Source organism: Nonomuraea gerenzanensis, assembly GCF_020215645.1.
Classification (GTDB): Bacteria; Actinomycetota; Actinomycetes; order Streptosporangiales; family Streptosporangiaceae; genus Nonomuraea; species Nonomuraea gerenzanensis.
This window is the reverse complement of sequence record NZ_CP084058.1, coordinates 7,388,687-7,409,335: the sequence shown is the minus strand read 5'-3', so window position 1 is coordinate 7,409,335 and position 20,649 is coordinate 7,388,687. Positions and strand designations below refer to the sequence as shown.

Here is a 20,649-nt window from a genome sequence, read left to right as displayed (position 1 = left end):
CGCGCCCCGCCCCGGCCGGCCGCTCGGTTCCACCGGCGGCGCGCGGCAAGTCCGCGCGCCGCGATGTCCAAGGGAAACATGCCCATGAAGAAGAACTGGCTCTCCGCCGCGGCGGCCGTGCTCGCCGCCACGACCGTGCTGGCCGCCTGCTCCTCCGGTGGCGGAGGCGGCGCCGGCACCGCCGCCGGCAGCGGCAGTGGCGCGAGCAACTGCACGAACACCATCCCCAAGAAGAACCTGCCGGTCGTGACGATGTGGGGCTGGTACCCCAACATGCAGCTCGTCGTCGACAACTTCAACAAGCAGAACGGCGAGGTACAGGTCTGCTGGACCAACGTCGGCCAGGGCAGCGACGAGTACGACAAGTTCCAGACGGCCATCTCGGCCGGCACCGGCGCCCCCGACGTGATCATGATCGAGATGGACCGGATCCCGACCTTCCAGATCCAGAACTCCCTCGTCGACATCAAGAAGTACGGCTTCGACGCCGTCAAGGCCGACTACAGCGCGGGCGCGTGGAAGGACGTCTCGGTCGGTGAGGCGGTCTACGGCGTGCCGGTCGACGGCGGCCCGATGGCGATGATCTACCGGAAGGACCTGTTCGAGAAGTACGACATCACGCCGCCGAAGACGTGGGCCGAGTACGAGCAGGCGGCCCAGAAGATGAAGGACGCGGGCGGTCCGGCGTTCGGCGACTTCGCCGCGAACGTGTCGGCGCTGACCATGGCGCTGCAGATCCAGAAGGGCGCCGCCCCCTTCACCTACGACCCGGCGCAGCAGAGCTCGATCGGCGTCAAGCTGAACGACCAGGCCTCCAAGGACGTGCTCGACTACTGGGGGCGCCTGGCGCAGAAGGGCCTGGTCGGCACCCAGGACCAGTTCACCCCCGAGTACATCTCCGGCGTGATCAACGGCAAGTACGCCACCTACATCTCGGCGGCCTGGGCGCCCGGCTACCTCACCGGCGCCGGCGTCGGCAAGGGCGAGGACACCGGCAAGTTCGCGGTGGCGCCGCTGCCGCAGTGGGATCCCGCCAACCCGGTGCAGGTGAACTGGGGCGGCTCCGCCTTCTCCGTGACGAGCCAGGCCAAGAACCCCGAGCTGGCCGCGAAGGTGGCCTACGGCCTCTACGCCGACAAGGAGTCGCTCACCCACGGCTGGACCAACCAGATCATCTTCCCGCTGAACCTCAAGGCGCTCAACGACCCCGAGTTCGTGAACCTGAAGGTCGCCTTCTTCGACGGCCAGCAGGCCAACAAGGAGGTCTACGTCCCCGCGGCGAACGCCTACCAGGGCGTCACCTACAGCCCGTTCGGCCAGTACTACTTCGACGCCATGACCAAGCAGGTCAGCGCGCTCATCGAGGGCTCCGTCACCGGTGCGCAGGCCGCCGACCGGCTGCAGGAGGACGTGGCGAAGTACGCCAAGGAACAAGGCTTCACCGTTCAGTGACGCGCGGGTGGGCCGTCCGCCACCGGCCGGCCCACCCGGGATCTCCCCTTATTCGACATCGCGGAGCCCAGGTTGACCCTCATGATCGAGAAAAGTGCGCCGGACGCCCAGCAGAGGACGCGCAGAAAGCGCAGCAAGATACGGCTGCGCGAGCAGGTGATGGGATGGCTCTTCGTCGGGCCGTTCGGGATCGTCTTCCTGGCGTTGCTCATCGCGCCGCTCGCGTACGCGCTGTATCTCAGCCTTTTCCAGAAGAGGCTGATCGGCGGCACCAGTTTCGTCTTCCTCGACAATTACGTTAAGGCGTTCACCGACCCGAGCTTTCTTTCCGGCTCCTGGTTCGTCGTGCGTTTCTCGCTGGTCTCCATCCCGTTGCAGATCGTCGTCGCGCTCGCGATGGCGCTGATCCTGGATGCCGTGACCTCGATGTTCACGCGTTTCTCGCGCCTCATGATCTTTCTTCCCTACGCCATTCCGACGGTCATCGGAGCCGTCATGTGGGGATTTCTGTACAGCAAGAGTTTCGGCCCGCTGGCCGACCTGTTCGGATTGTTCGGCGCCGCCCCGCCCGATTTCCTCGGCGGCAACCTGATCTTCTACGGGCTGGTCAACATCGTCACCTGGCAATGGGCCGGCTATTACATGATCATCCTTTACGCGGCCCTCCAGGGCATCGACCCGGCGCTCTACGAGGCGGCCCGCATGGACGGGGCCGGTAAGTGGCAGATCGCGCTCCGCATCAAGATCCCGCTGATCACCCCGGCGCTGCTGCTGATCCTGGTCTTCGCGCTCATCGGCACCCTGCAGTTCTTCAACGAGCCGCAGATCCTGCGATCGCTCGCGGCCGGCACGATCGGGCCGGACTTCACCCCCAACATGTACGCCTACCAGCAGGCCTTCGCGCTCGCGAACTTCAACTACGGATCGGCGATCTCCTTCGCGCTCGGCGGGATCGTCTTCGTCGGCGTCTACGCCTTCCTGTTCTTCACCCGCAAGCGGAGGAGCTTCCTGTGACCCGTGACCGTTCCCGCCGCCGCCCGCAGAGCCACCTGCCCCTGCAGGTGCTGCTCGGTTTCCTGGTCGTGTACTTCCTCGTGCCGTTCTGGTGGGTCATCGTCAACAGCTCCAAGGACGCCCCCGGCCTGTTCGGCGGCGGCAACACGCTGTGGTTCGCCGACCGGATCGACTACCTGGGCAACCTGCAGCAGTTGTTCACCTACGACAACGGCATCTACGGCAGGTGGATACTCAACTCCACCCTCTACGCCCTGGTGGGCGGCCTCGGCGCCACGGTGCTGGCGGTCATGGCCGGCTACGGGTTCGCCAAGTACCGCTTCACCGGCAGGCGCTTCAGCTTCTCGCTGGTGCTCGGCGCGCTGATGGTGCCGGCCACGGCGCTGGTGATCCCGACCTTCATGATGTTCTCCGAGTTCGGCCTGACCAACACGATCTGGGCGGTGATCATCCCGTCGCTGCTCAACCCGTTCGGCGTCTACCTGATGCACGTCTACGCGCGCGACGCGGTGCCCGACGAGATCCTGGACGCGGCCAGGGCCGACGGCGCCGGTGAGGTGCGCACGTTCCTCCAGGTCGCCTTCCCCCTGATGCGGCCCGCGGTGGTCACCGTGCTGCTGCTGTCGGCCGTGGCGTCCTGGAACAACTACTTCCTGCCCCTCGCCATGCTCTCCGACAACCGGCTGTTCCCCGTCACCGTCGGGCTCGGCCTCTGGCAGGGCATCGCCTCGGCGAACAACGCGGGCAGCACGTCCCTGTGGAGCCTCATCATCCTGGGCGCGCTCGTGTCGGTCGTCCCCCTCGTCATCGCCTTCTTCACGCTGCAGCGGCACTGGCGCGGCGGGCTGTCCGTGGGCGGCCTCAGATAGCCTCGCCTCCCGCGTCAACCTGCCGCGGCATGCGCCCTGCGACTTCGGCGGTACGGCGCCCGCGCGCGCACCGCCCAGGTTGACCACGGATCCATCCACGGGCGTATTGGCAGCCGGATCGGCCCTCACTAGCCTGAAGACCCGTCGCACCGCGATGACAGCCGCGGTCCGGGCTCACCCCACTTGTTCCCGGGGTCGTTCGCGCGTGGAGGGGCCTCCACCCGGGGCGCCGACGGCGGCTACCGCACCGGCCTGTGGCAGCTCTTCCAGGCGGACGGGCGCGCGGTCGACTTCCTCGGCAGCCAGGCCTCCGGGCCGGCCCGGCTGGGCGGCACCGCGCACGAGGGACACGGCGGCTGGCGCGTCGGCCAGCTCGCCGGCGGCGAGGACACCGCGTGCGGGAACATGACGAGCACCGCCCAGCTCGACGCGTGGCTGCGCGACCTGCCCGCCGCGCCGCCCTTCTCCTCCGCCGCGCCGGGGCCGGCGGAGATGGTCCGCAACCGCTACAGCTCCACCCTGCTCGCCTCGGCCGGCGGGGAACGGCTGCTGGAGGTCGCGACCGAGCAGGCCGGCGGGGCGGAGCGGGGCCGGTGCACCGCCGTCGCCGCCGCCGGCCCCGCCGACGTACGGGCGACGCGGCGGGCTCGGCGGCCAACGGGGCCAGGACCCAGCAGTGGACCTGCAACGGCCGCGCCCCGCGGATCTGACCCCCGTCGCCCCCTGACGCCGGGTGGCGGTAGCGTCTCTGCACGACCAACCGACAAGGGGGACGAACGTGACCACACTGGAGAACCGGCCGAAGACCGCGCTCCTCGTCATTGACGTGCAGAACGGCGTCGTAGGGGAGGCCCACGAGCGCGACGCGGTGGTGGCCAACGTGGCGAGCCTCGTCGACAGGGCGCGGGCCGAGCAGGTCCCCGTCGTGTGGGTGCAGCACAACGACGCGGACATGCCCCGGGAGAGCGACGGGTGGCACTTCGTCCCCGAGCTGACCAGGAACGACGGCGAGCCGCTCGTCGAGAAGTCCTACCCCGACTCCTTCGAGGACACCACGCTGGAGAGCGTGCTGGCCGGCCTGGAGGTCGGGCGGCTCGTGGTGTCCGGGGCGCAGACCGACGTCTGCATCCGCTCGACGCTGCACGGGGCGATCGTCAGGGGGTACGACGCGATCCTCGTCAGCGACGCGCACACCACGGAGGACCTGTCGAAGTGGGGCGCGCCGTCGCCGGACCAGGTCATCGCGCACACCAACCTGTACTGGAAGTACCACGCGGCGCCCGGGCGCACGGGCGGCACGGTCGAGACGAAGGACGTCGACTTCGCCGGCTGACCGCTGAATAACCTCGCCCGCCGCATTCTTCCCGGGCGGCCGAGTGGTCGAAAAGTCCATAATGACATATCCGAAAGGCGGCCTCGCCGGGCCGGGAGGCCCGGCGAGGCCGCCTTTCGAATGAAACCGACGGCTGCTCAATCCGGGTTGTTGAAGGTGGAATCTTCCGGTGCGGAGTTTTATCCAGGTAGAATGACCGCAGAAAATTTTCGGTAAATCTCGATACGGCTTGACGGCATCGCGCAGCGCGCTACAGTACCGCACAACCTGGGGCTGAATTGGAGTGCCAGCATGGCCAAGAGGTTGATTGAAACGATCACGGACGACTTCGACGGCTCCCCGATGGAGGACGAGAACCCGGTCTCCTTCAGCATCAAGGGCGACCGGTTCGTGATGGATCTGAAGCCCGAGAACGAGGACCGGCTACGCGCGGCCCTGGCGCCCTTCATCGCGAAGGCGCGGCGCGACGACCCCGCTCCCACGTCGCGACCTCGCGGTCGCCGCACCCCCGGCGGCACGACGCGGGCCATGAGCAAGGAGAAGAGCCAGGAGATCCGGCAGTGGGCCAAGGCGCACGGCCTGCCGGTCAGCGAGCGGGGCCGCATCGCCTCTTCGGTGATCCAGAAGTACGAGGCCGCGCACTAGATTGACCTCGGAAAGGCCCTCTCAATAGGGGGCCTTTCCTCTTGCCCGCGGCGCGGTGGATTAGCGGCCCGCGCATACGGCCGGGGATAAAGGCCGGGGAGTTGCCCGGCCAAGGCATTTCAAAGCGCGTCTTCAGTCGTTCCTCATCTTGGTCTCCGACATTGGCGACATGCACGGACACGCACCTCGTGTCGGCGCCACCACCGACGGCGAGGTCGTCGAGGACCTCTACGCGATCCACTCCACGGGCGTCGCCACCGCCGCGCTCGTCCGGGCGGCCCAGGCGTTCCTGGCCGGGCTCTCCGCGGAGCAGCGCGGACAGCCTGGAGCCGGCCTGCCAGGGGCTGCCCGGCTCCGAGCAGCTTGCCGAGGTGCGGATGAAGGAGGTGCGCGAGCACGTGGAGCAGACGTAACGGCAACGACCACGGGGTGGACCTGCTCAGGCTGCACCTGGCCACCGACCACTGAGCCCACGGTCATCATGATCGGTGTCGGCGGCCCCTGGAGGCGGGCGCGCGGTGCCCGTATGCTCGGCCACCGGACGACCGCCGACCGGAAGGACCCCTCTGCGCATGGAACACGAGTACACCCCCGACGGCGGCGGACCGCGCCGGGCAGCCGCCGGAGCGGCGCGATGAGCGGCGGGCAGCAGCTGGTCGAGCAGGTGGAGGCGCTGCTGGCGGCGCCCAGGCCCTGGTCCGTCACGCAGGTCGGCGACCCGGTGCTGCGCCGCCCGGCCGAGCGGTACGACGGGCAGCTTCCCGACGGCCTGCTGCGGGAGCTGCTCGAGGCGATGTTCCTGCACCTGCCGGGCGTCGGGGTGGGGCTCGCCGCGCCGCAGGTCGGCATCCCGCTGGCGCTGGCCGTCATCGAGGATCCCGCCGAGGTGCCGGCGGAGCTCGCCGCCGAGCGGGAGCGGGCGCCGCAGCCGAGGCTGGAGCTGGTCAACCCCGTCGTCACGCCGCTCGGGTCCCGCTATCACGCGTTCTACGAGGGGTGCCTGAGCGTCGAGGGGCTCACCGCCGTCGTGGCGCGGCACGGGCTGGTGCGGTTGTCGGCGCAGGACGGTGGCGGGCGGGCGTACGAGCTGGAGCTGTCCGGGTGGCCGGCGCGCATCGCGCAGCACGAGACCGATCACCTGAACGGCGTCCTGTACCTCGACCGGGCCGAGCCGCGCTCGTTGTCGACCGCCGACAACTACGAGCGCTTCTGGGCGCCACGGATCGCCGCGACCTGAGCCACGTCACGCGGTCGGGCGGTCGCCGGTGGGGCTGGCCTGAAGGTAGGCCAGGACCGCCATGACGCGCCGGTGGTGGTCGTCCGACGGGGGCAGGCCGAGCTTGGTGAAGATGTTGTTGGTGTGCTTGGCGACCGCCTTGTCCGTCACCTGGAAGCGGGCGGCGATGGCCAGGTTGGACAGCCCCTCCGCCATCAGCTCCAGCACCTCGCGCTCCCGAGGCGTCAGCGTGGCCAGCGGCTCGTCCCGGCCGCGGCGGGTCAGGAGCTGGGTGACCACCTCCGGATCCATCGCGGTGCCGCCGCCGGCCACCTCCCGGACCGCGTCCACGAACCGGTCGACGTCCCCCACCCGGTCCTTCAGCAGGTACCCCACCCCGCCCGACCGGTCGGACAGCAGCTCCCTGGCGTAGAGCTGCTCCACGTACTGCGACAGGATCAGCACCGGCAGCCCCGGGACGAGGCGGCGCGCCTCCAGCGCGGTGCGCAGCCCTTCGTCGGTGAAGCGGGGTGGCAGCCGCACGTCGATCACGGCCACGTCCGGGCGGTGCCGCACCAGCGCCCGCAGCAGCATGGGGGCGTTGCCGACCGCCTCCACGACCGTGAAACCGTTCGCCGACAGGAGACGGACCAGGCCGTCCCTCAGCAGGGCGAGATCTTCGGCGATGACAACGCGCACGGCAGCTCCATGATCAGCTCGGTGGGGCCGCCGGGAGGGCTGCTCACGGTGAGCGAGCCGTCGAAGGCGGACAGTCGGTTCTCGATGCCGCGCAGGCCGGTGCCCGCGTCGCGGCGGGCGCCGCCCCGGCCGTCGTCGCCGACGGTCAGGGTGAGCATTCCGGCCGCGTGCCGCAGCCGCACCCAGGCGCGGGCGGCGCCGCTGTGCTTGGTGACGTTCGTCAGGGCCTCGGCGGCGGCGAAGTACACGGCGGACTCGACGGGCGGCTGCAGCCTGCCGGGCAGGTCGAGGTCGAGCGTGACCGGCACGGGACACAGCAGCGCGGACGCCTCGATGGCGCCCGCCAGGCCCCGGTCGGCCAGCACCGGGGGATGGATGCCGCGTACCAGGTCACGCAGGTCCGTCAGGGCCTCACCGGCGACCTCCCGCGCCTCGTCGATCATGCGCAGCATCTCGCCCGCGTCGCGGGAGCCGCGTGCCAGGCCCAGGTGCATGCGGATGGCGATCAGCTTGGCCTGGGCGCCGTCGTGCAGGTCGCGCTCGATGCGGCGCAGCTCGGCGGCGCGCGCGTCCGCCAGCGCGGCCCGCGCCTCGGTCAGCTCCCTGATGCGGGCGTCGGGGGACGGGGGCGGGTCGAGCAGCAGCCGCGCCAGCCGGTCCTGTCCGGCCCGGAACAGGAACACCGACAGGAGGATGACCACCGCGATGGCCGCGATGGACAGGCTCATGGCGAACGTGTTGAGCGAGCTGCGCTCCACCGGGTGCAGCCTGAAGAAGACGTAGTCCAGGGCGGCGAGCATCGCCCACGTCGCGGCCACCGGGGCGGGACCCGTGACGCTGTGGACGGCCAGCCAGAGCACGGTGCGGCGGGTGGTGGGCGGGCGGCGCGGCGTGCTCCGGCCGGCGCGGCGGCGGTGGAAGACGGCCAGGCGGCGGGCCAGGGCGGACGCCCGGGCGAGCGGCGCGGGCCCGGTCACCGGGGCGAGCGCGCCGCCCAGGACCAGCAGCATCAGTAACGCGAGCGCGACGAGCCCGGTGACGGCGTTCAGCACCAGCTCGGCCGGCACGGCGACGGCGTGCGACACCGGCCTCGCCACCAGGTGGCCGGGGTCGCTCGCCCTCCTGAACGCGGCGGCCCTGTCCCTGGCGGGTCGTGGTCGTGTCCTGCTCACCCCTGCAGTCTGCCGTGCCCTGGAGCGGAGGGCGGTGGGGCTGGCCCCACCACTATGATCTTCCCCATCGTCACTCACCTCTGGGCCGCCGCCGGCCGCTACCGCCTCGGGCGCCTGGCCGCGGTCGCCGTCGCGTTCTACCTGGCCGCCGTGGCCGCCACCACCGGGTACGCCATCGTGTCCCGCGACCTGTCGGCGCTGTCGGTGACCGTGACGGGTCTGGCGTCGTGGCCACGTTTCGTGGGCGGAGGCCGGCTCGGGCCGCTGCTCGTCGCGATCGGCGTGTTCAACGCGTGGATGCTGTGGCAGGTGCTGCGCGGCCCCGCTCTGCCGCGCGCCGAGGGGTCGCCGCGTGACGTCGTGTGGTTGCGGCGCCTGCTCTACCTGGGCATCGCCGCCGATCTGGTGTTCTGGGAGGTCCTGGACGAGCTGTCCGGCGTCGTGGTGCTCGTCGGGAGCCGGGTCCTGTGGGCCGTCACGATGATCGTGTGGGTGCGCGTCCTCACGGGGATGCCGGCCTCGTTACGGGCGGCCGGCCTCGCGCTCGGCCTGATCGGCGCGCTGCCGCTGGTGCTGCTGCCCGACGCGGTGATCTGGCAGGGGCGCTGGGTGCTGGGCCTGGCGAGCATCGCCTTCACGGTGATGATCCTCCTCGGGCAGCGCCGCGACGGGCGGTGGAGCGGCGCCACGGTCGCCATCGGGTGGCTCGCCCTCATCGCCCCGCTGATTCTCCCCCTCCTCCACCTCGTCCTGCCCGACGAGGCGGAGGACGTGTCCCGTGCCCTCGCGCTCGTGGCGGACGTGCTGGAGACGCTCACCACGGTCTGGCTGGCACGCACGGCGCACGAGCTGGCCCGGTCAGGAGCCGCCACCGGCTCGCGGCCCGTCACTCACCGGGGGACGCGGCTGTTGCTGTCCGTCGCGGTGGTGCTGCCGCTGCTCGCGATCGGGGCCGAGGAAGAGGCCCGGTACAGCTTCACCGGCACGGAGGAGGACTGCGGCGAGCGCATCCGCCCCTTCGCCGAGACCCGCCCGCAGGACCGGCGGCGTACGTTCCTCTGCCTCGCCAGGGACGACTCGGTGGAATCCCCGATCTTCCCCAGGAACCTGCCGGACCGGCAGGTGCTGGCCCACGGCGACCGGCTGTGCGCGATGCCCGCCGTCAAGGACCGGCAGGAGTGGCTGCGCCGCACGAACGAGCCGCCGGGCATGGTCCGGCTCGGCGACGCCCTGGAGTTCCTGTGCCCCGGCGCCGCCGCCCGGCACCGGGCCGAGCAGGCACGCGTACAGCGGGAAAGGGAGCGCGAACAGGCCGCCTGGCAGGCCGAGCTGGCGGAGATGAACACCCGGTGCGCCGACCCGTGGCCGAAGGTGCGCGCCGCGCGGCAGGGCACGGCGGCGTACCTGCTCTTCGAGGGGGGCGGCTACTACGTCTACGACGACCGCGACGGCACCGACGGCGACCCGTACGCCGACATGTTCGAGGCCATCGAGGACGGGTTCGTGCACGCCGCAGGCGGCAGCGCCGCCATCACAACCTTCGGTGAGAACGAGCCGATGTGCATGACCGTCAAGGCCTTCCGCAAGGCGCCGCCGCTGCGGCTCAAGGGCTGGGCGCAGGTGGTCGAGGTGGGCATCGCCAGCCGCAGCGGGCGCATCGTCGTGCCGCCGTACCCCGAGGGCGGTGACAGCGGGGCGCTCGCGCCGCTGCCGAGCCTGGCCGTCGACGGTCCCGGCCGCTACCGGATGCGGATCTACGCCCGTACGGAGGAATGGGACGAGGCCGACCCCGAGGCGCCCGTCGAGGAACACCTGATCGTCGTCTACCCCGGCCGGTCCGCGAAGAAGGTCGTCCACCGCACGTGGGCGGGCTGGGGTGGGGCAGGCCCCACCCCCTGAGGTGGCGTTTCTCCACCCCGCCCGGTAGGCGCACGCCCATGGCCGCCCGGCTCCCCGGCCGCGAGCCTGGTCATGGCACCCGCCGGACGACGAGGGAGAGACGTGATCGAAGTGAGGGGCCTGACCATGCGGTACGGCCGCACGGTGGCCGTGGACGAGCTGACCTTCACCGTGAGACCGGGGCTGGTGACCGGTTTCCTCGGGCCGAACGGGGCGGGCAAGTCCACGACCATGCGGGCCGTGCTCGGGCTGGAGGTGCCCGACGCCGGCGAGGCGCTGGTGGACGGGCGCCCGTACGCGTCGCTGCGCCGTCCCATGCGCACCATGGGGGCGCTGCTCGACGCCGGAGCCGTCCACGGCGGCAGGACCGCGCGCGCCCACCTCGGCTGCCTGGCGCGCAGCAACGGCCTGGGCCCCGGCCGGGTCGCCGCCGTGCTGGGCCAGGCCGGGCTGGAGGAGGTGGCGGACCGGCGGATCGGCGGGTTCTCGCTCGGGATGAAGCAGCGGCTGGGCATCGCGGCGGCGCTGCTCGGGGATCCGGCGGTGCTGATGTTCGACGAGCCGTTGAACGGGCTGGATCCCGAGGGCATCCGCTGGGTCCGGGAGCTGCTGCGCCGGCTCGCGGGCGAGGGCCGTACCGTGCTGCTGTCGAGCCACCTGATGAACGAGCTGGCGCTCACCGCCGACCACGTGGTGGTCGTCGGCCGCGGCCGGCTGATCGCCGACACGACCATGGCGGCGCTCGCGGCGCGCTTCCAGCGTGACGTGCTGGTCCGGGCTGCGGATCCGGAGCGGCTGGCGTCGCTGCTGCGCGACTGCGGGGCCACCGTCTCGGGCGGGGACGGGGCGCTGCTCGTGCGGGGCTTGGACGCGGGGGCCGTCGGCGACGTCGCGCTGCGGGCGGGGATCGCGCTGCGGGAGCTCACGCCGCGCAGCGCCTCGCTGGAGGAGGCGTTCATGGAGCTGACCGAGGACGCCGTCGAGTTCGGCGCCTCCGCCGGCGGGGTGGGCAGCGTCAAGGCCGCCACCACTGGAGCGGGCAGCGTCAAGGAAGCCGGCACCGGAGCGGGCCGATGATCGACGCGATCGCCGCGGAATGGCACAAGCTCCGCTCCCTGCGCTCCAACGCCTACCTCCTGGTCACCTCCCTGCTCGCCGTGCTCGTCTGCGCCGGCGTGGCCTGCCTGATCGTGCGCGGGTACGACGCCCAGCCGCCGCAGGACCGGCTGCGTTTCACCGGCAACGGCGACGGGCTCGGCACCGGGCTGCCGGTCGCGTACTTCGTGTTCGGCACGCTCGGCGCGCTCACCGTCACCTCCGAGTACGCCACCGGCATGATCCGCACCAGCCTGGTGGCGGTGCCGAGGCGGCAGCTCTTCCTGTTCGCCAAGGCTCCGGGGCTGGCCGCGGTCACCCTTGTCGGCGGACAGGTGCTGGCGTTCGCCATGCACCTGTCCGCCCAGGCCGTGCTCGGCGACCGTGCCGGCGACATCCTGCTCGACGGCCGGACCCTGGGCACCGGGCTGGCCGAGCCCGGCGTGCTCACCTCGGTGGTCGTCGCCGGGCTGTCCATGACGGCGGCGGCGCTGATCGGGCTGGGCGTGGGGGCGGCGCTCCGCTCCACGCCCGGCACCCTGGTCGTGCTCGTCATGCTGTTCCTGGTGGTGCCGTTCGCCGTCCGGGTGCTGCCGCCGCCGCTGCGGACGCAGGCTGGGGCGTACCTGTTCGAGAGCCTGCCGCAGCAGGTCGCCGGGGTGGGCGGCGGGTTGCTGGCGCCGCGGGCGGCGGCCGGCCTGCTGGCCGCGCACGTCGCCGTGGCGCTGACGGCGGGGTCGGTGGTGATCGCGCTGAGAGGGCGCAAGGTGAAGGCGCTGGCCGTGGGGGTGGCGGCGACCCTGCTGGCAGGGCTGGTCGCGCTGCCCGCGGCCGGGTCGCCCGCACGCGGCACCCTGGTGTGGCAGCCGTGCGCGGACCAGGACGCACCCCAGGACATGCGCTGCGCCGCCGTCCAGGTGCCGCTCGACTGGGCCCGTCCAGCAGGGCGGAAGATCACCATCCCGGTCGGCCTGCTGCCCGCCTCCGGCGCCGAACGCCGGATCGGCACCGTCTTCTCCGTCCCCGGCGGCCCCGGCGCGTCGGGGCTGGACGACCTGAAGCAGTTCCACGGCCGGTTCGCGGAGCTGCGCGACCGGTTCGACGTGGTGAGCTTCGCCCCGCGCAACACCGTCAAGCCCGGCGGGCCGATCCCGTACGACTGCCTGGCCACCGGCCCCTGGATCACCCTGCCGCGCGACCGGGCCGAGTACGCGGCGCTGGAGCGGACGAACCGCGCGCACGCGCAGCGTTGCCGGACCGCCGACCCCGAGCTGTTCGACCACATGGACTCGGCCTCCGTCGCCCGCGACCTCGAGGCCGTCCGCGTCGCGCTGGGGGAGGAACGGCTGAGCATCCTGGCCAACTCCTACGGCGGGACGCCCGCGACCGCGTACGCCCGGCTGTTCCCCGCCCGCGTCCGCGCCATGGTCCTGGACGGCGCCGTGCCGCACGTCGAGCAGGTCGCGGACGGCGAGCCCCGCCGTTACGCGATCGCGGAGCAGCAGCTGGAGCGGTTCGCGGCCTGGTGCCGGACGGCCACGGCGTGCGCGCTGCACGGCCAGGACGTGGGGCAGGTGTGGCGGAAGCTGGTGGCCGCGGCGGACCGGACGCCCGTGCCGGTGCGCGACGACCCGACCGGGGCGGCGTACACCGGGTTCGACCTGAAGGTGGCGGCGGCCCCCAGCTTCACCGCGCCGGGCAGGGAGCCGGACGTGCCGCGCTGGGTGCAGCTCGCCGCCGCCATCGAGCGGGCCGCCGCCGGGGACGCCGCCGGGTTCGCGGACTACGTGCGGCAGGCCTCGGGCAGCCCCAAGGTGCCCTCGCTCGCCGGGCAGAACATGACGCACTGCCTCGACGGCAAGGGGTACGGCGGTTACGCGGCGTACCGGAAGGCGCTGCGCGCGGCGCAGCGGCTGTCGCCGAACTTCGCCGGGCAACGAGCCTGGTGGCCCCTGGCCTGCGCGGGCTGGCCCGCCCCCGTCACGAACCCACCGGCCCCGCTCCCCGCCACCGGCCTGCCGCCGTTCCTGGGGGTGGGCAGCTGGACCGACCACGGGGAGGTCGACACCACCGTCCGTCACGTGCCGGGCTCGGCGAGCCTGCGCTACGAGGGACACGGCCACACCCTCTACCTCCAGGGGCTCAGCGGCTGCATCACCGCCCACGTCAACCGGTACCTGGCGACCCTCCGGCTGCCTCCGCGCGGCACCACCTGCTGATTTTGTCGGTGCCGTACGGCAACCTGCTGACTCGTGAACGTGACCGACCCCCTCTCCCCGGAGGCCCGCCGCCTCCACCGCCACCTCACCGAGCCCGACCTCGGCTATCCCGATCCGTGGCCCGACCTGTCGCGGCTGACGGCCGTCGATCTGGGCGTCCTGCTGCCGCTCGCCTACCGGACCCCGGGCAAGGGCGGCCCCGCCACGTCCATGCGCTTCTCCGTCGAGGACGAGGTCAGGAAGCGGCAGCCGGAGTTCACGGCCGAGTCGTGCCTGGCCCTCTACCAGGCGCTGGCCGACGGGCTGGATCGGCGGAAGTGGGCCGACGTGTGCCTGGCGGCCGGGGCGCTGCTGCGGTGTCCCGGTGGGGTGCCGGAGGGGGAGCTGGCTGGGGTCGCGCGGGTGCTGACCGAGTTCATGGTGGGCAAGGCGCGGTTCGAGGCGCCGTACGCGCTGCTGGCGGTGGCTGGTCTGGGCGGGGTGGAAGGGGTGGAGAGATCGATGGACGAGGTGCTGGGGTCGCTGGCGGCGGCCGAGCGTGACGTGGTGCTGGGGCTCGACCCGGTGGGCAGGGCGCTGGTGGCCGAGATCGGGCCTCGCTCGTACGGGTCGCCGCCCGAGCTGCCCGACGTCTGGGACCGGCTGGCCGCCCTGACCCCGTACGCGGACTTCGCCCGCTCCGCCCTGGAGGCAGCGGAGGCGAGGGTGGCCGCGATCCACGCGGGCGAGCTGCCGTACCGCGCCGACAAGGCGTTCAGCGCGGCCGAGGTGCCGGCGCTCGGCCGGGCCGCGCGGCTGGCGCTGCACTGCGACGCGCCGTGGCTGCCCGCGCTGCTCGACAGCCTGCTGGCACGGGTGGCCGTCGCGCCCACGAAGGCCAAGACGCTGCCGTCGCAGGCACTGCTGTTCGAGCTGGGCCGGGCGATCGGGCGCTTCCCGACCCCCGAGGCCATCACGGCGCTGCGCGCGGCCCGGTCGGCGACCCGGCACGCGGGAGTGGTCAAGCAGCTCGACCGCATGATCAAGAAGGCCGAGCCCGGGCTGGCCGATCGGGTCGAGGTGGCCTTCCGCATGCCGTCCCTGGGTTTCGAGCCGGGCGGGCGGCTGGAGGTGCCGCTGGGGGAGTACACGGCGGTGATCTCCCCTGGTGCGGGCGGGGAGTTCGAGCTGGGCTGGTGGCAGGGCGGCAAGGCGCTCAAGAGCGTGCCGGCGGCGGTGCGCAGAGACCATGCCGAGGAGGTCAAACGGCTGCGTGAGCTGGTCAAGCAGGTGCGGCGGCAGGTGACGACGCTGTGCCGGGCGCTGGAGGGCGGCTTCGCGGGGGAGATGTGCTGGCCGTACGAGACGTGGCGCGAGCAGGTCGCCGGGCACCCGATCGCGAGGTCGGTGGCGAGCCGGCTGATCTGGGAGGTGGAGGTCGCACCGGGCGAGTGGCGCACCCTGCCACCCGCGTTCGCGCCGGTCGCCGGCGGGCCTGGGACGGGCGGGGCTGGGACGGGCGGGCCTGGGACGGGCGGGCCTGAGACGGGCGGGGCTGTGGACGGGCGGCGGGTGCGGTTGTGGCATCCGGCGCGGGCGGGCGCCGACGAGGTGGCCCGGTGGCGGGAGGCCGTGACCGAGGGGCGGGTCAGGCAGCCGTTCAAGCAGGCGTTCCGCGAGGTCTATCCGCTCACGCCCGCCGAGGAGCAGACCGCCGTCTACTCCAACAGGTTCGCCGCCCACGTCGTCGACTACCGGCGGCTGTACGCGATGTTCCGCGCCAGGAACTGGGACTCCAAGATGCTGGGTCCCTGGGACGGCGGCGACACCGACGCGGCCACCCGGGTGCTGGCGGAGGGCCGCTGGCGGGTCTCGTTCCACCACGACTACCTGTACGACGAGCCCGGCGAGTACGCCGCTACCGACCAGGTGCGCTTCCACCGGCGCGGCGACACGGGCGCCTGGCTGGAGGCGCCGCTGGCGGAGGTGCCGCCGCTGGTGTTCAGCGAGGCCATGCGGGACGTCGACCTGTTCGTGGCCGTGACCTCGATCGCGGCCGACCCCGGCTGGACCGACCGCGGGCACGACCGCCACCTGGCCTACTGGCGCGACTCCTCCGCCGGCCCGCTGCACCCCTCGGGCGAGGTGCGCCGCGACGCCCTGGCCCGCATCCTGCCCCGCACGGCCATCGGCGGGCGCTGCACGCTCACCGACCGCTTCCTGGTGGTCCGCGGTGACCTGCGTACATACAAGATCCACCTGGGCAGCGGCAACATCCTCATGGAGCCGGGTGACGTCTATCTGTGCATCGTGCCCGAGCGGCGCCGGGACGAGCGGGTGTTCCTGCCGTTCGAGGAGGACGACCGGCTGGCGCTCATCCTCAGCAAGGCGCTGCTGCTGGCCAGGGACACGGAGATCACGGACGAGAGCATCCTCAGGCAGATCAAGGGCGGGGGGTGAAGGAGGCGGTCGGCGGCTGTCGGAGTGACCGGGCGGGGTGGTCAGGGCCGGGGTGGTCAGGGCCGGGGTGGTCAGGGCCGGGGTGGTCAGGGCGTCAGTTCGTACGTGCTGCCACGGTCCGCCAGCCGACGGCCAGGGCCGCCGCCAGCAGCACGATCCCCGACAACACGCCGCTGAGGAACGGCACCCAGGCCGCCACGGACGTCGGCGCGAGGGCGAGCCCCGCGACGCCGAGCAGGGTGAGCACGGTGCCGGGGACGGCGATGTCCCAGCTCTTCCAGATGGGCGCCAGCACGACGAAGTGCACCCCGACCACGAGCGCCACCCACGCCACGTTCGCCTGCTCCGGAGCTTCCAGCGCGCCGAGCACCCGGAGGCCGCCGAACAGCAGGATCGCCTCGGCGGCCACGACGGCCAGGTACCCCCGCCCGTACATGGCTCCCTTGGAAGCGCCGCCGGACTCCCGCTCCCCGCGGACGGTGGTGAACCACATGACGAGGACCGCTGCGGCGGCCAGGCCAGCAGCCACCCTCAAGAGCAGCACGGCGGTGCCGTTCAGCGGGTCGTGCGTGTTCACGAAGACGAAGACGGCGCCGAACACGGCGCCGATGAGCAGTCCAGTCATGCGTTGCATGCCGAGTATTCAAACAGCTGACCCGGTGGCGACCACACGGGGTCTGGGACGAGTACGAGGTAGGCCTGGCCCTACCCCCGCCACGCCGGCAGGGGCCGTCGGCGCTCGCCGATCACCTCGCCGATCACCTCGCCGTCCCCCGCAGGTAGGCGAGCACCGCCAGCACCCGCCGGTTGTCATCGGCCGTGGCCGGGATCTCCAGCTTGGCGAACACGCTCGCCACATGCTTCCCCACGGCCGCCTCAGTGATCGACAACGCCCGGGCGACCGCACCGTTCGACCGTCCCTGGGCGATCAGCGCGAGCACCTCCCGTTCCCGCGAGCTGAGCCGGTGCGTCGGCTCCGTGACCTCGCGCGCCCGCGCCCACGTCTGCTCGAACAGCCCGATCAGTGCGGTGATCAGGCTCTGCTGCCTGATCACCAGCGCCCCGGGAGTGTAGGCCACGGGGGTGAACTGGAGGAAGGCCACCGTCCGGTCGAAGACGATGAGCTGCTGGATCGGCTCGTCCGCCACCCGGTGCAGGTCGCCCGCGGCGTGCAACTGCCGGATCCTGGCCGCGTTGCGCGGGTTGTCGAGGACGTCGGCGTGCACGATGGTGCGCATCCGTATGCCGCGTTCGAGGGCGTCGAGGTTCTGGCGCCGGGTGAGGTGCTCGCGCCGCTCCGGCTCGGCCGGGCCCACGGGATGCATGGCGCGCACCTCGCGGGCGGAGGACGCCGCCTCCAGGATCCGGCGCCGGACGTCATCGCCGTCCTCCAGCCGTTCGACGTCCACGGGCAGGCCCCGCAGCTCGCTCACCACCTCTTCGAGCCGGCGGGTGAGCTGAGCCAGCGGCACGTTCTCCTCCACACGCCTCCCTCGTCTCAGGAACTCCGTTCATGTTAGACGGCTCGGTGCGGCTGGATGGGGTCCTCCGTAAGTATGTGATCTACAACGTAAAGGGCGCGGCCAGGATGCTGAACCGGAGGCACACCCGCGGTCGATGCTCAGGTCCTGAGGTGTGTGGCCGGCTGGACGGTGAGGGCGGGATGGCCGTCCAGGGGGTCGAAGCAGAGGACGATCTCGCCGAGGGGCCGGCCTTCCCGCAGGGACGTCAGCGCCTCCCGTACGCGGGTCGCGGGGTAGGCGCTGAACGGCAGCGGCAGGCACCGATCGCGGGCCGCTCCCGACATGACCTCGGCGAACACGTCAGGGTCGGACGGGTCCGCGGCGCCGAGCTCGACGTAACGCCCGTCCGGGTTCAGTGCCCGCTCCCAGCCGGGGGGAACGGGGCCGGCCATGACCTCGGCGCCCCGGCCGTCCGTCCACCGGAGGACCTGTCGGGGGGCGTCCCTGGCGAGGGCGTCGAGGACTCGCCACGCGCCGAGGGTGAGCAGGAGGTCGCGCTGGGCCGGGGTGCGGGCGGCGGCGATGACGCGGGCGCCGCAGTGCAGGGCGTGGCGCAGGGCCGCCAGGCCGAGGCCGGTGGCGTCGTCGTGCAGGAGGAGGGTCTCGTCGGGTGACAGCTTGGCCTGGACGGTCAGGGCCAGGTGGGCGTGCAGGTGCGGCAGAGGGGTGGTGGCGGCTTCCGCGTCGCTCATGCTCCGGGAGGTGGGGGTGAGAAGGCGGGCCTGGGTGAGGACGTGGGAGGCGAGGGTGCCCTGGGCGAGGCCCGCCACGTGGTCGCCCGGTCTGATGGCCGGCACGCCGGGGCCCACGGCGGTGACCACGCCGGCGCAGGACCACCAGCCGCCGGACGGGGTGGGGTGCGGCAAGGTGGCGGCGCGTACTTCTACGGCTGCCATGCCGGGGCCGGGGGATGGGGGTGGGGTGGTGGGGGTCCAGGTCGGTTCGGTGGTGTGGTCGAGGGCGTGGGGGGTGAGGGGGGTGTGGGGGAGTTCGCGGATGACGAAGCGGCCTCGTGGGGTCAGGACGACTTCGTTGTCCGTCGGGGTGGTGAGGAGTTCGCGGGCCAGTTTGTGGGCGTCGGCGGTGAGGTTTTCGCTGGGGTGGAGGGCGATGTGGAGGCTGGAGTGGTCGGGGGAGGTGGGTGCCGGGTCTGGGGTGGTGTCGCGGGTTATGACGTACAGGGATCGGTTGACGGTGGCGGGGAGTTCGGTGAAGGCGCGTTCGATGGCTCGCAGGGTGGTTGAGCGTGGCTGGTCGCCGGGGTGAGGGGGGTGCTGTTCGGCGGGGACGAGGGTGACGGCCATCCTCTGGCTGGTCGGGTGGGCGGACATGAGTTCCTGCCACCACCGGCCGGGCTGATTTTCGGCGAGCACCGCGACCACCTGCCGTGCGTTGTCGGTCGCTGCGGTGGCGGCGTTGCTGGTGGTGCTGGTGGTCGGGTCAGGCTCGTCTGGTACGTCCCCGTCCGGGGCGGACAGGAGGGCGGCGACCGCGTCGGCCAGCGGCAGGCCGTCCTCCGATTCCGCGGCGATGATCCACCGGGTCTCCCCGGACGCGACCGGAAGTGGACGCGTTCGGTTGCGGGCGCGGGGGCGGGCGGCCAGGAGGATGGAGAAGGCGTCCCGGGCAGGGGTGGTGCTGTCGCCGGTCTGGGTGACGTGCGTGAAGCCGCATTCGCGTAGCAGCGGCGGCCACTGCTCGCGGCGCAGCAGCCGGGTACGCGGGCGCAGGGGGTCGCCGGTGGCGGGCCAGGCGTGGTCGAGCGGGCCGAAGGCGCCGAGGAGCAGCCCGGGGTCGTGGGTCTCGATGGCGAGCAGGTGTCCGCCGGGCGCGAGGAGGCTGCGGACGCGGTCGAGTGCGGCGGGCAGGTCCTGGGCGGCGTGCAGGGAGTTGGCGGCGATGACGACGTCGTGGCCGCCGGTGGTCAGGCCCTGGGTTGTGGGGTCGGTGCCGAGGTCGAGTCGCCGGTAGTCGATCCGGTGGTGATGGGCGCGGCCCTGGTGGTCGGGCTCGGGGTGGTCGGGGCCCTGGTGGCCGGGGTCGGGGTGGCCGGGGTCGGGGTGGCCGGGGTCGGGGTGGCCGGGGTCGGGGTGGTCGGGGTGGGCGGGCAGGTCGTAGTTGGAGAAGCGGCGTCGGGCGGTGGTGAGAGCCAGTGGGTCGGGGTCGGTGAAGGTGTAGTGGGTGAGGTGGGGCGGGAGGATCGGGAGGAGGGCGGCGGTGGTGCCGCCGGTGCCGGCGCCCACTTCGAGGATGCGCAGGGGGCGGTCGCCGGGCCAGGCGGCGACGATCTGGCCGAGGAGGGCTCGTGCCACCCGGTTGGTGAGGCGGGACAGCGGGGCGACGTCGTACAGGTGCCGTAGGAGCCCGTCCTCCAGCAGGTCGAGGGGGTCCTGTTCGCCGCGGAGCACGGCGGGGAGGTGGCGTCCCATGCGGGTGGTGAGCGCCACTTCGGTGACGTACGCCGGGTGCCGCAGGAGGAGGGCGCGGGTGAGGCCGTCCGGGTCGGCCGGGGCGGCGAGGCGCCAGCGGTCCTCGGGGCGGGCGGGTTCGTGCTCGGCAAGGCCGTGCTCGTGCAGGAGGTGGAGCAGGAGCGTGACGAGGCGGCGATGCCGGGGGAGGAGGCCGGCGGCGAGGAGGTCGTCCACGGTGAACGGGACGGTGGCCGGGGTGGGAGGGCCGCCCGCCGTGAGCGAGCTGGGAAGGGGGCCCGCCGTGAGCGAGGTGGGAAGGGGGCCCGCCGTGAGCGAGGTGGGAAGGCCGGCCGCCGGAGGCGGGGTGGAGGGGGCGGCCACCGTGAGCGGTGCGGGGAGGTCCGTGGTGGAAGGGAGCAGGCGGGTGAGGGCGTCGGCGTAGCGGTGCAGGAGGGCGTGGCGGGCTTCGGGGAGGAAGCGGTCGTAGCGGGCCTCGCGCCAGTCCGCGCGGATGCGTTCGAGCTGCTCGCCGGCTCGGGCCAGGATGATCCCCGGCATGGGGAGCCCGCCCGGTTCGTACGGGGCGGCGCGCAGCCGGGTACGGCGGGAGGCGGGCGGCTGCTCGGCATCGGGGTGGCATCGCATATGACTACTGTGCGTGCT

At 72.6% G+C, this 20,649-nt stretch carries 16 protein-coding genes; 11 read left to right on the top strand and 5 right to left on the bottom strand.

What is annotated here, in order from left to right; all coding sequences use genetic code 11:
• The first annotated feature begins 84 nt into the window (after window positions 1–84).
• The 7 genes from LCN96_RS34440 to LCN96_RS34410 all read left to right on the top strand — a co-directional run bounded on the left by LCN96_RS34440 (window position 85) and on the right by LCN96_RS34410 (window position 6,550).
• Window positions 85–1,452, top strand: a complete 1,368-nt coding sequence (locus LCN96_RS34440; RefSeq protein WP_225266600.1) for an ABC transporter substrate-binding protein — start codon at window positions 85–87, stop codon at window positions 1,450–1,452.
• A gap of 81 nt (window positions 1,453–1,533) precedes the next feature.
• Window positions 1,534–2,466: a carbohydrate ABC transporter permease gene (locus LCN96_RS34435; protein ID WP_225266599.1), complete on the top strand. Its 933-nt coding sequence runs from the start codon at window positions 1,534–1,536 to the stop codon at window positions 2,464–2,466.
• Window positions 2,463–3,335: a carbohydrate ABC transporter permease gene (locus tag LCN96_RS34430; protein WP_225266598.1), complete on the top strand. Its 873-nt coding sequence runs from the start codon at window positions 2,463–2,465 to the stop codon at window positions 3,333–3,335. The genes LCN96_RS34435 and LCN96_RS34430 overlap by 4 nt, the downstream gene beginning before the upstream one ends.
• Window positions 3,336–3,518: 183 nt before the next feature.
• Window positions 3,519–4,160, top strand: coding sequence for a hypothetical protein (locus LCN96_RS34425; protein ID WP_225266597.1), 642 nt, complete (start codon window positions 3,519–3,521; stop codon window positions 4,158–4,160).
• A complete protein-coding gene (locus tag LCN96_RS34420; RefSeq protein WP_225266596.1) occupies window positions 4,114–4,668 on the top strand; it encodes an isochorismatase family protein in 555 nt (184 codons plus the stop codon). The genes LCN96_RS34425 and LCN96_RS34420 overlap by 47 nt, the downstream gene beginning before the upstream one ends.
• Before the next feature lie 291 nt (window positions 4,669–4,959).
• Entirely contained in the window at window positions 4,960–5,313 is a 354-nt protein-coding gene (locus LCN96_RS34415) for a histone-like nucleoid-structuring protein Lsr2 (protein WP_225266595.1), read from the top strand.
• A 634-nt stretch (window positions 5,314–5,947) separates the two neighbouring features.
• The gene (locus LCN96_RS34410; protein ID WP_225266594.1) at window positions 5,948–6,550 is read left to right on the top strand and encodes a peptide deformylase; all 603 of its coding nucleotides are present in this window, start codon (window positions 5,948–5,950) and stop codon (window positions 6,548–6,550) included.
• A gap of 6 nt (window positions 6,551–6,556) precedes the next feature.
• On the opposite strand, the gene LCN96_RS34405 is transcribed toward LCN96_RS34410, so the two are convergent.
• Both LCN96_RS34405 and LCN96_RS34400 read right to left on the bottom strand, forming a co-directional pair.
• Window positions 6,557–7,228: a response regulator transcription factor gene (locus tag LCN96_RS34405; protein ID WP_225266593.1), complete on the bottom strand. Its 672-nt coding sequence runs from the start codon at window positions 7,226–7,228 to the stop codon at window positions 6,557–6,559.
• Window positions 7,192–8,400 carry a sensor histidine kinase gene (locus LCN96_RS34400; protein WP_225266592.1) on the bottom strand — a complete coding sequence of 403 codons (1,209 nt, stop codon included), beginning with the start codon at window positions 8,398–8,400 and terminating at the stop codon, window positions 7,192–7,194. Before LCN96_RS34400 ends, LCN96_RS34405 begins: the two co-directional genes overlap by 37 nt.
• A gap of 54 nt (window positions 8,401–8,454) precedes the next feature.
• On the opposite strand from LCN96_RS34400, the gene LCN96_RS34395 reads away from it, so the two are divergent.
• From LCN96_RS34395 to LCN96_RS34380, 4 genes are all read left to right on the top strand, one after another.
• Window positions 8,455–10,299: a hypothetical protein gene (locus LCN96_RS34395; protein WP_225266591.1), complete on the top strand. Its 1,845-nt coding sequence runs from the start codon at window positions 8,455–8,457 to the stop codon at window positions 10,297–10,299.
• 102 nt (window positions 10,300–10,401) lie between these two features.
• The gene (locus tag LCN96_RS34390; RefSeq protein WP_225266590.1) at window positions 10,402–11,376 is read left to right on the top strand and encodes an ABC transporter ATP-binding protein; all 975 of its coding nucleotides are present in this window, start codon (window positions 10,402–10,404) and stop codon (window positions 11,374–11,376) included.
• Window positions 11,373–13,613 (top strand): alpha/beta fold hydrolase, encoded by a 2,241-nt coding sequence (locus LCN96_RS34385; RefSeq protein ID WP_225266589.1) that lies wholly within the window; start codon window positions 11,373–11,375, stop codon window positions 13,611–13,613. Before LCN96_RS34390 ends, LCN96_RS34385 begins: the two co-directional genes overlap by 4 nt.
• 33 nt (window positions 13,614–13,646) lie before the next feature.
• Window positions 13,647–16,052, top strand: coding sequence for a DUF4132 domain-containing protein (locus tag LCN96_RS34380; protein ID WP_225266588.1), 2,406 nt, complete (start codon window positions 13,647–13,649; stop codon window positions 16,050–16,052).
• 94 nt (window positions 16,053–16,146) lie between these two features.
• Here the strand turns inward: LCN96_RS34380 and LCN96_RS34375 are convergent, their stop codons facing one another.
• The 3 genes from LCN96_RS34375 to LCN96_RS34365 all read right to left on the bottom strand — a co-directional run bounded on the left by LCN96_RS34375 (window position 16,147) and on the right by LCN96_RS34365 (window position 20,631).
• The gene (locus tag LCN96_RS34375; protein WP_225266587.1) at window positions 16,147–16,677 is read right to left on the bottom strand and encodes a hypothetical protein; all 531 of its coding nucleotides are present in this window, start codon (window positions 16,675–16,677) and stop codon (window positions 16,147–16,149) included.
• Window positions 16,678–16,810: 133 nt separating this feature from the next.
• Complete coding sequence (locus tag LCN96_RS34370) at window positions 16,811–17,536, bottom strand: helix-turn-helix transcriptional regulator (protein WP_225266586.1); 726 nt, start codon at window positions 17,534–17,536, stop codon at window positions 16,811–16,813.
• 137 nt (window positions 17,537–17,673) lie between these two features.
• Window positions 17,674–20,631: a zinc-binding dehydrogenase gene (locus LCN96_RS34365; RefSeq protein WP_225266585.1), complete on the bottom strand. Its 2,958-nt coding sequence runs from the start codon at window positions 20,629–20,631 to the stop codon at window positions 17,674–17,676.
• Between the last annotated feature and the right edge of the window lie 18 nt (window positions 20,632–20,649).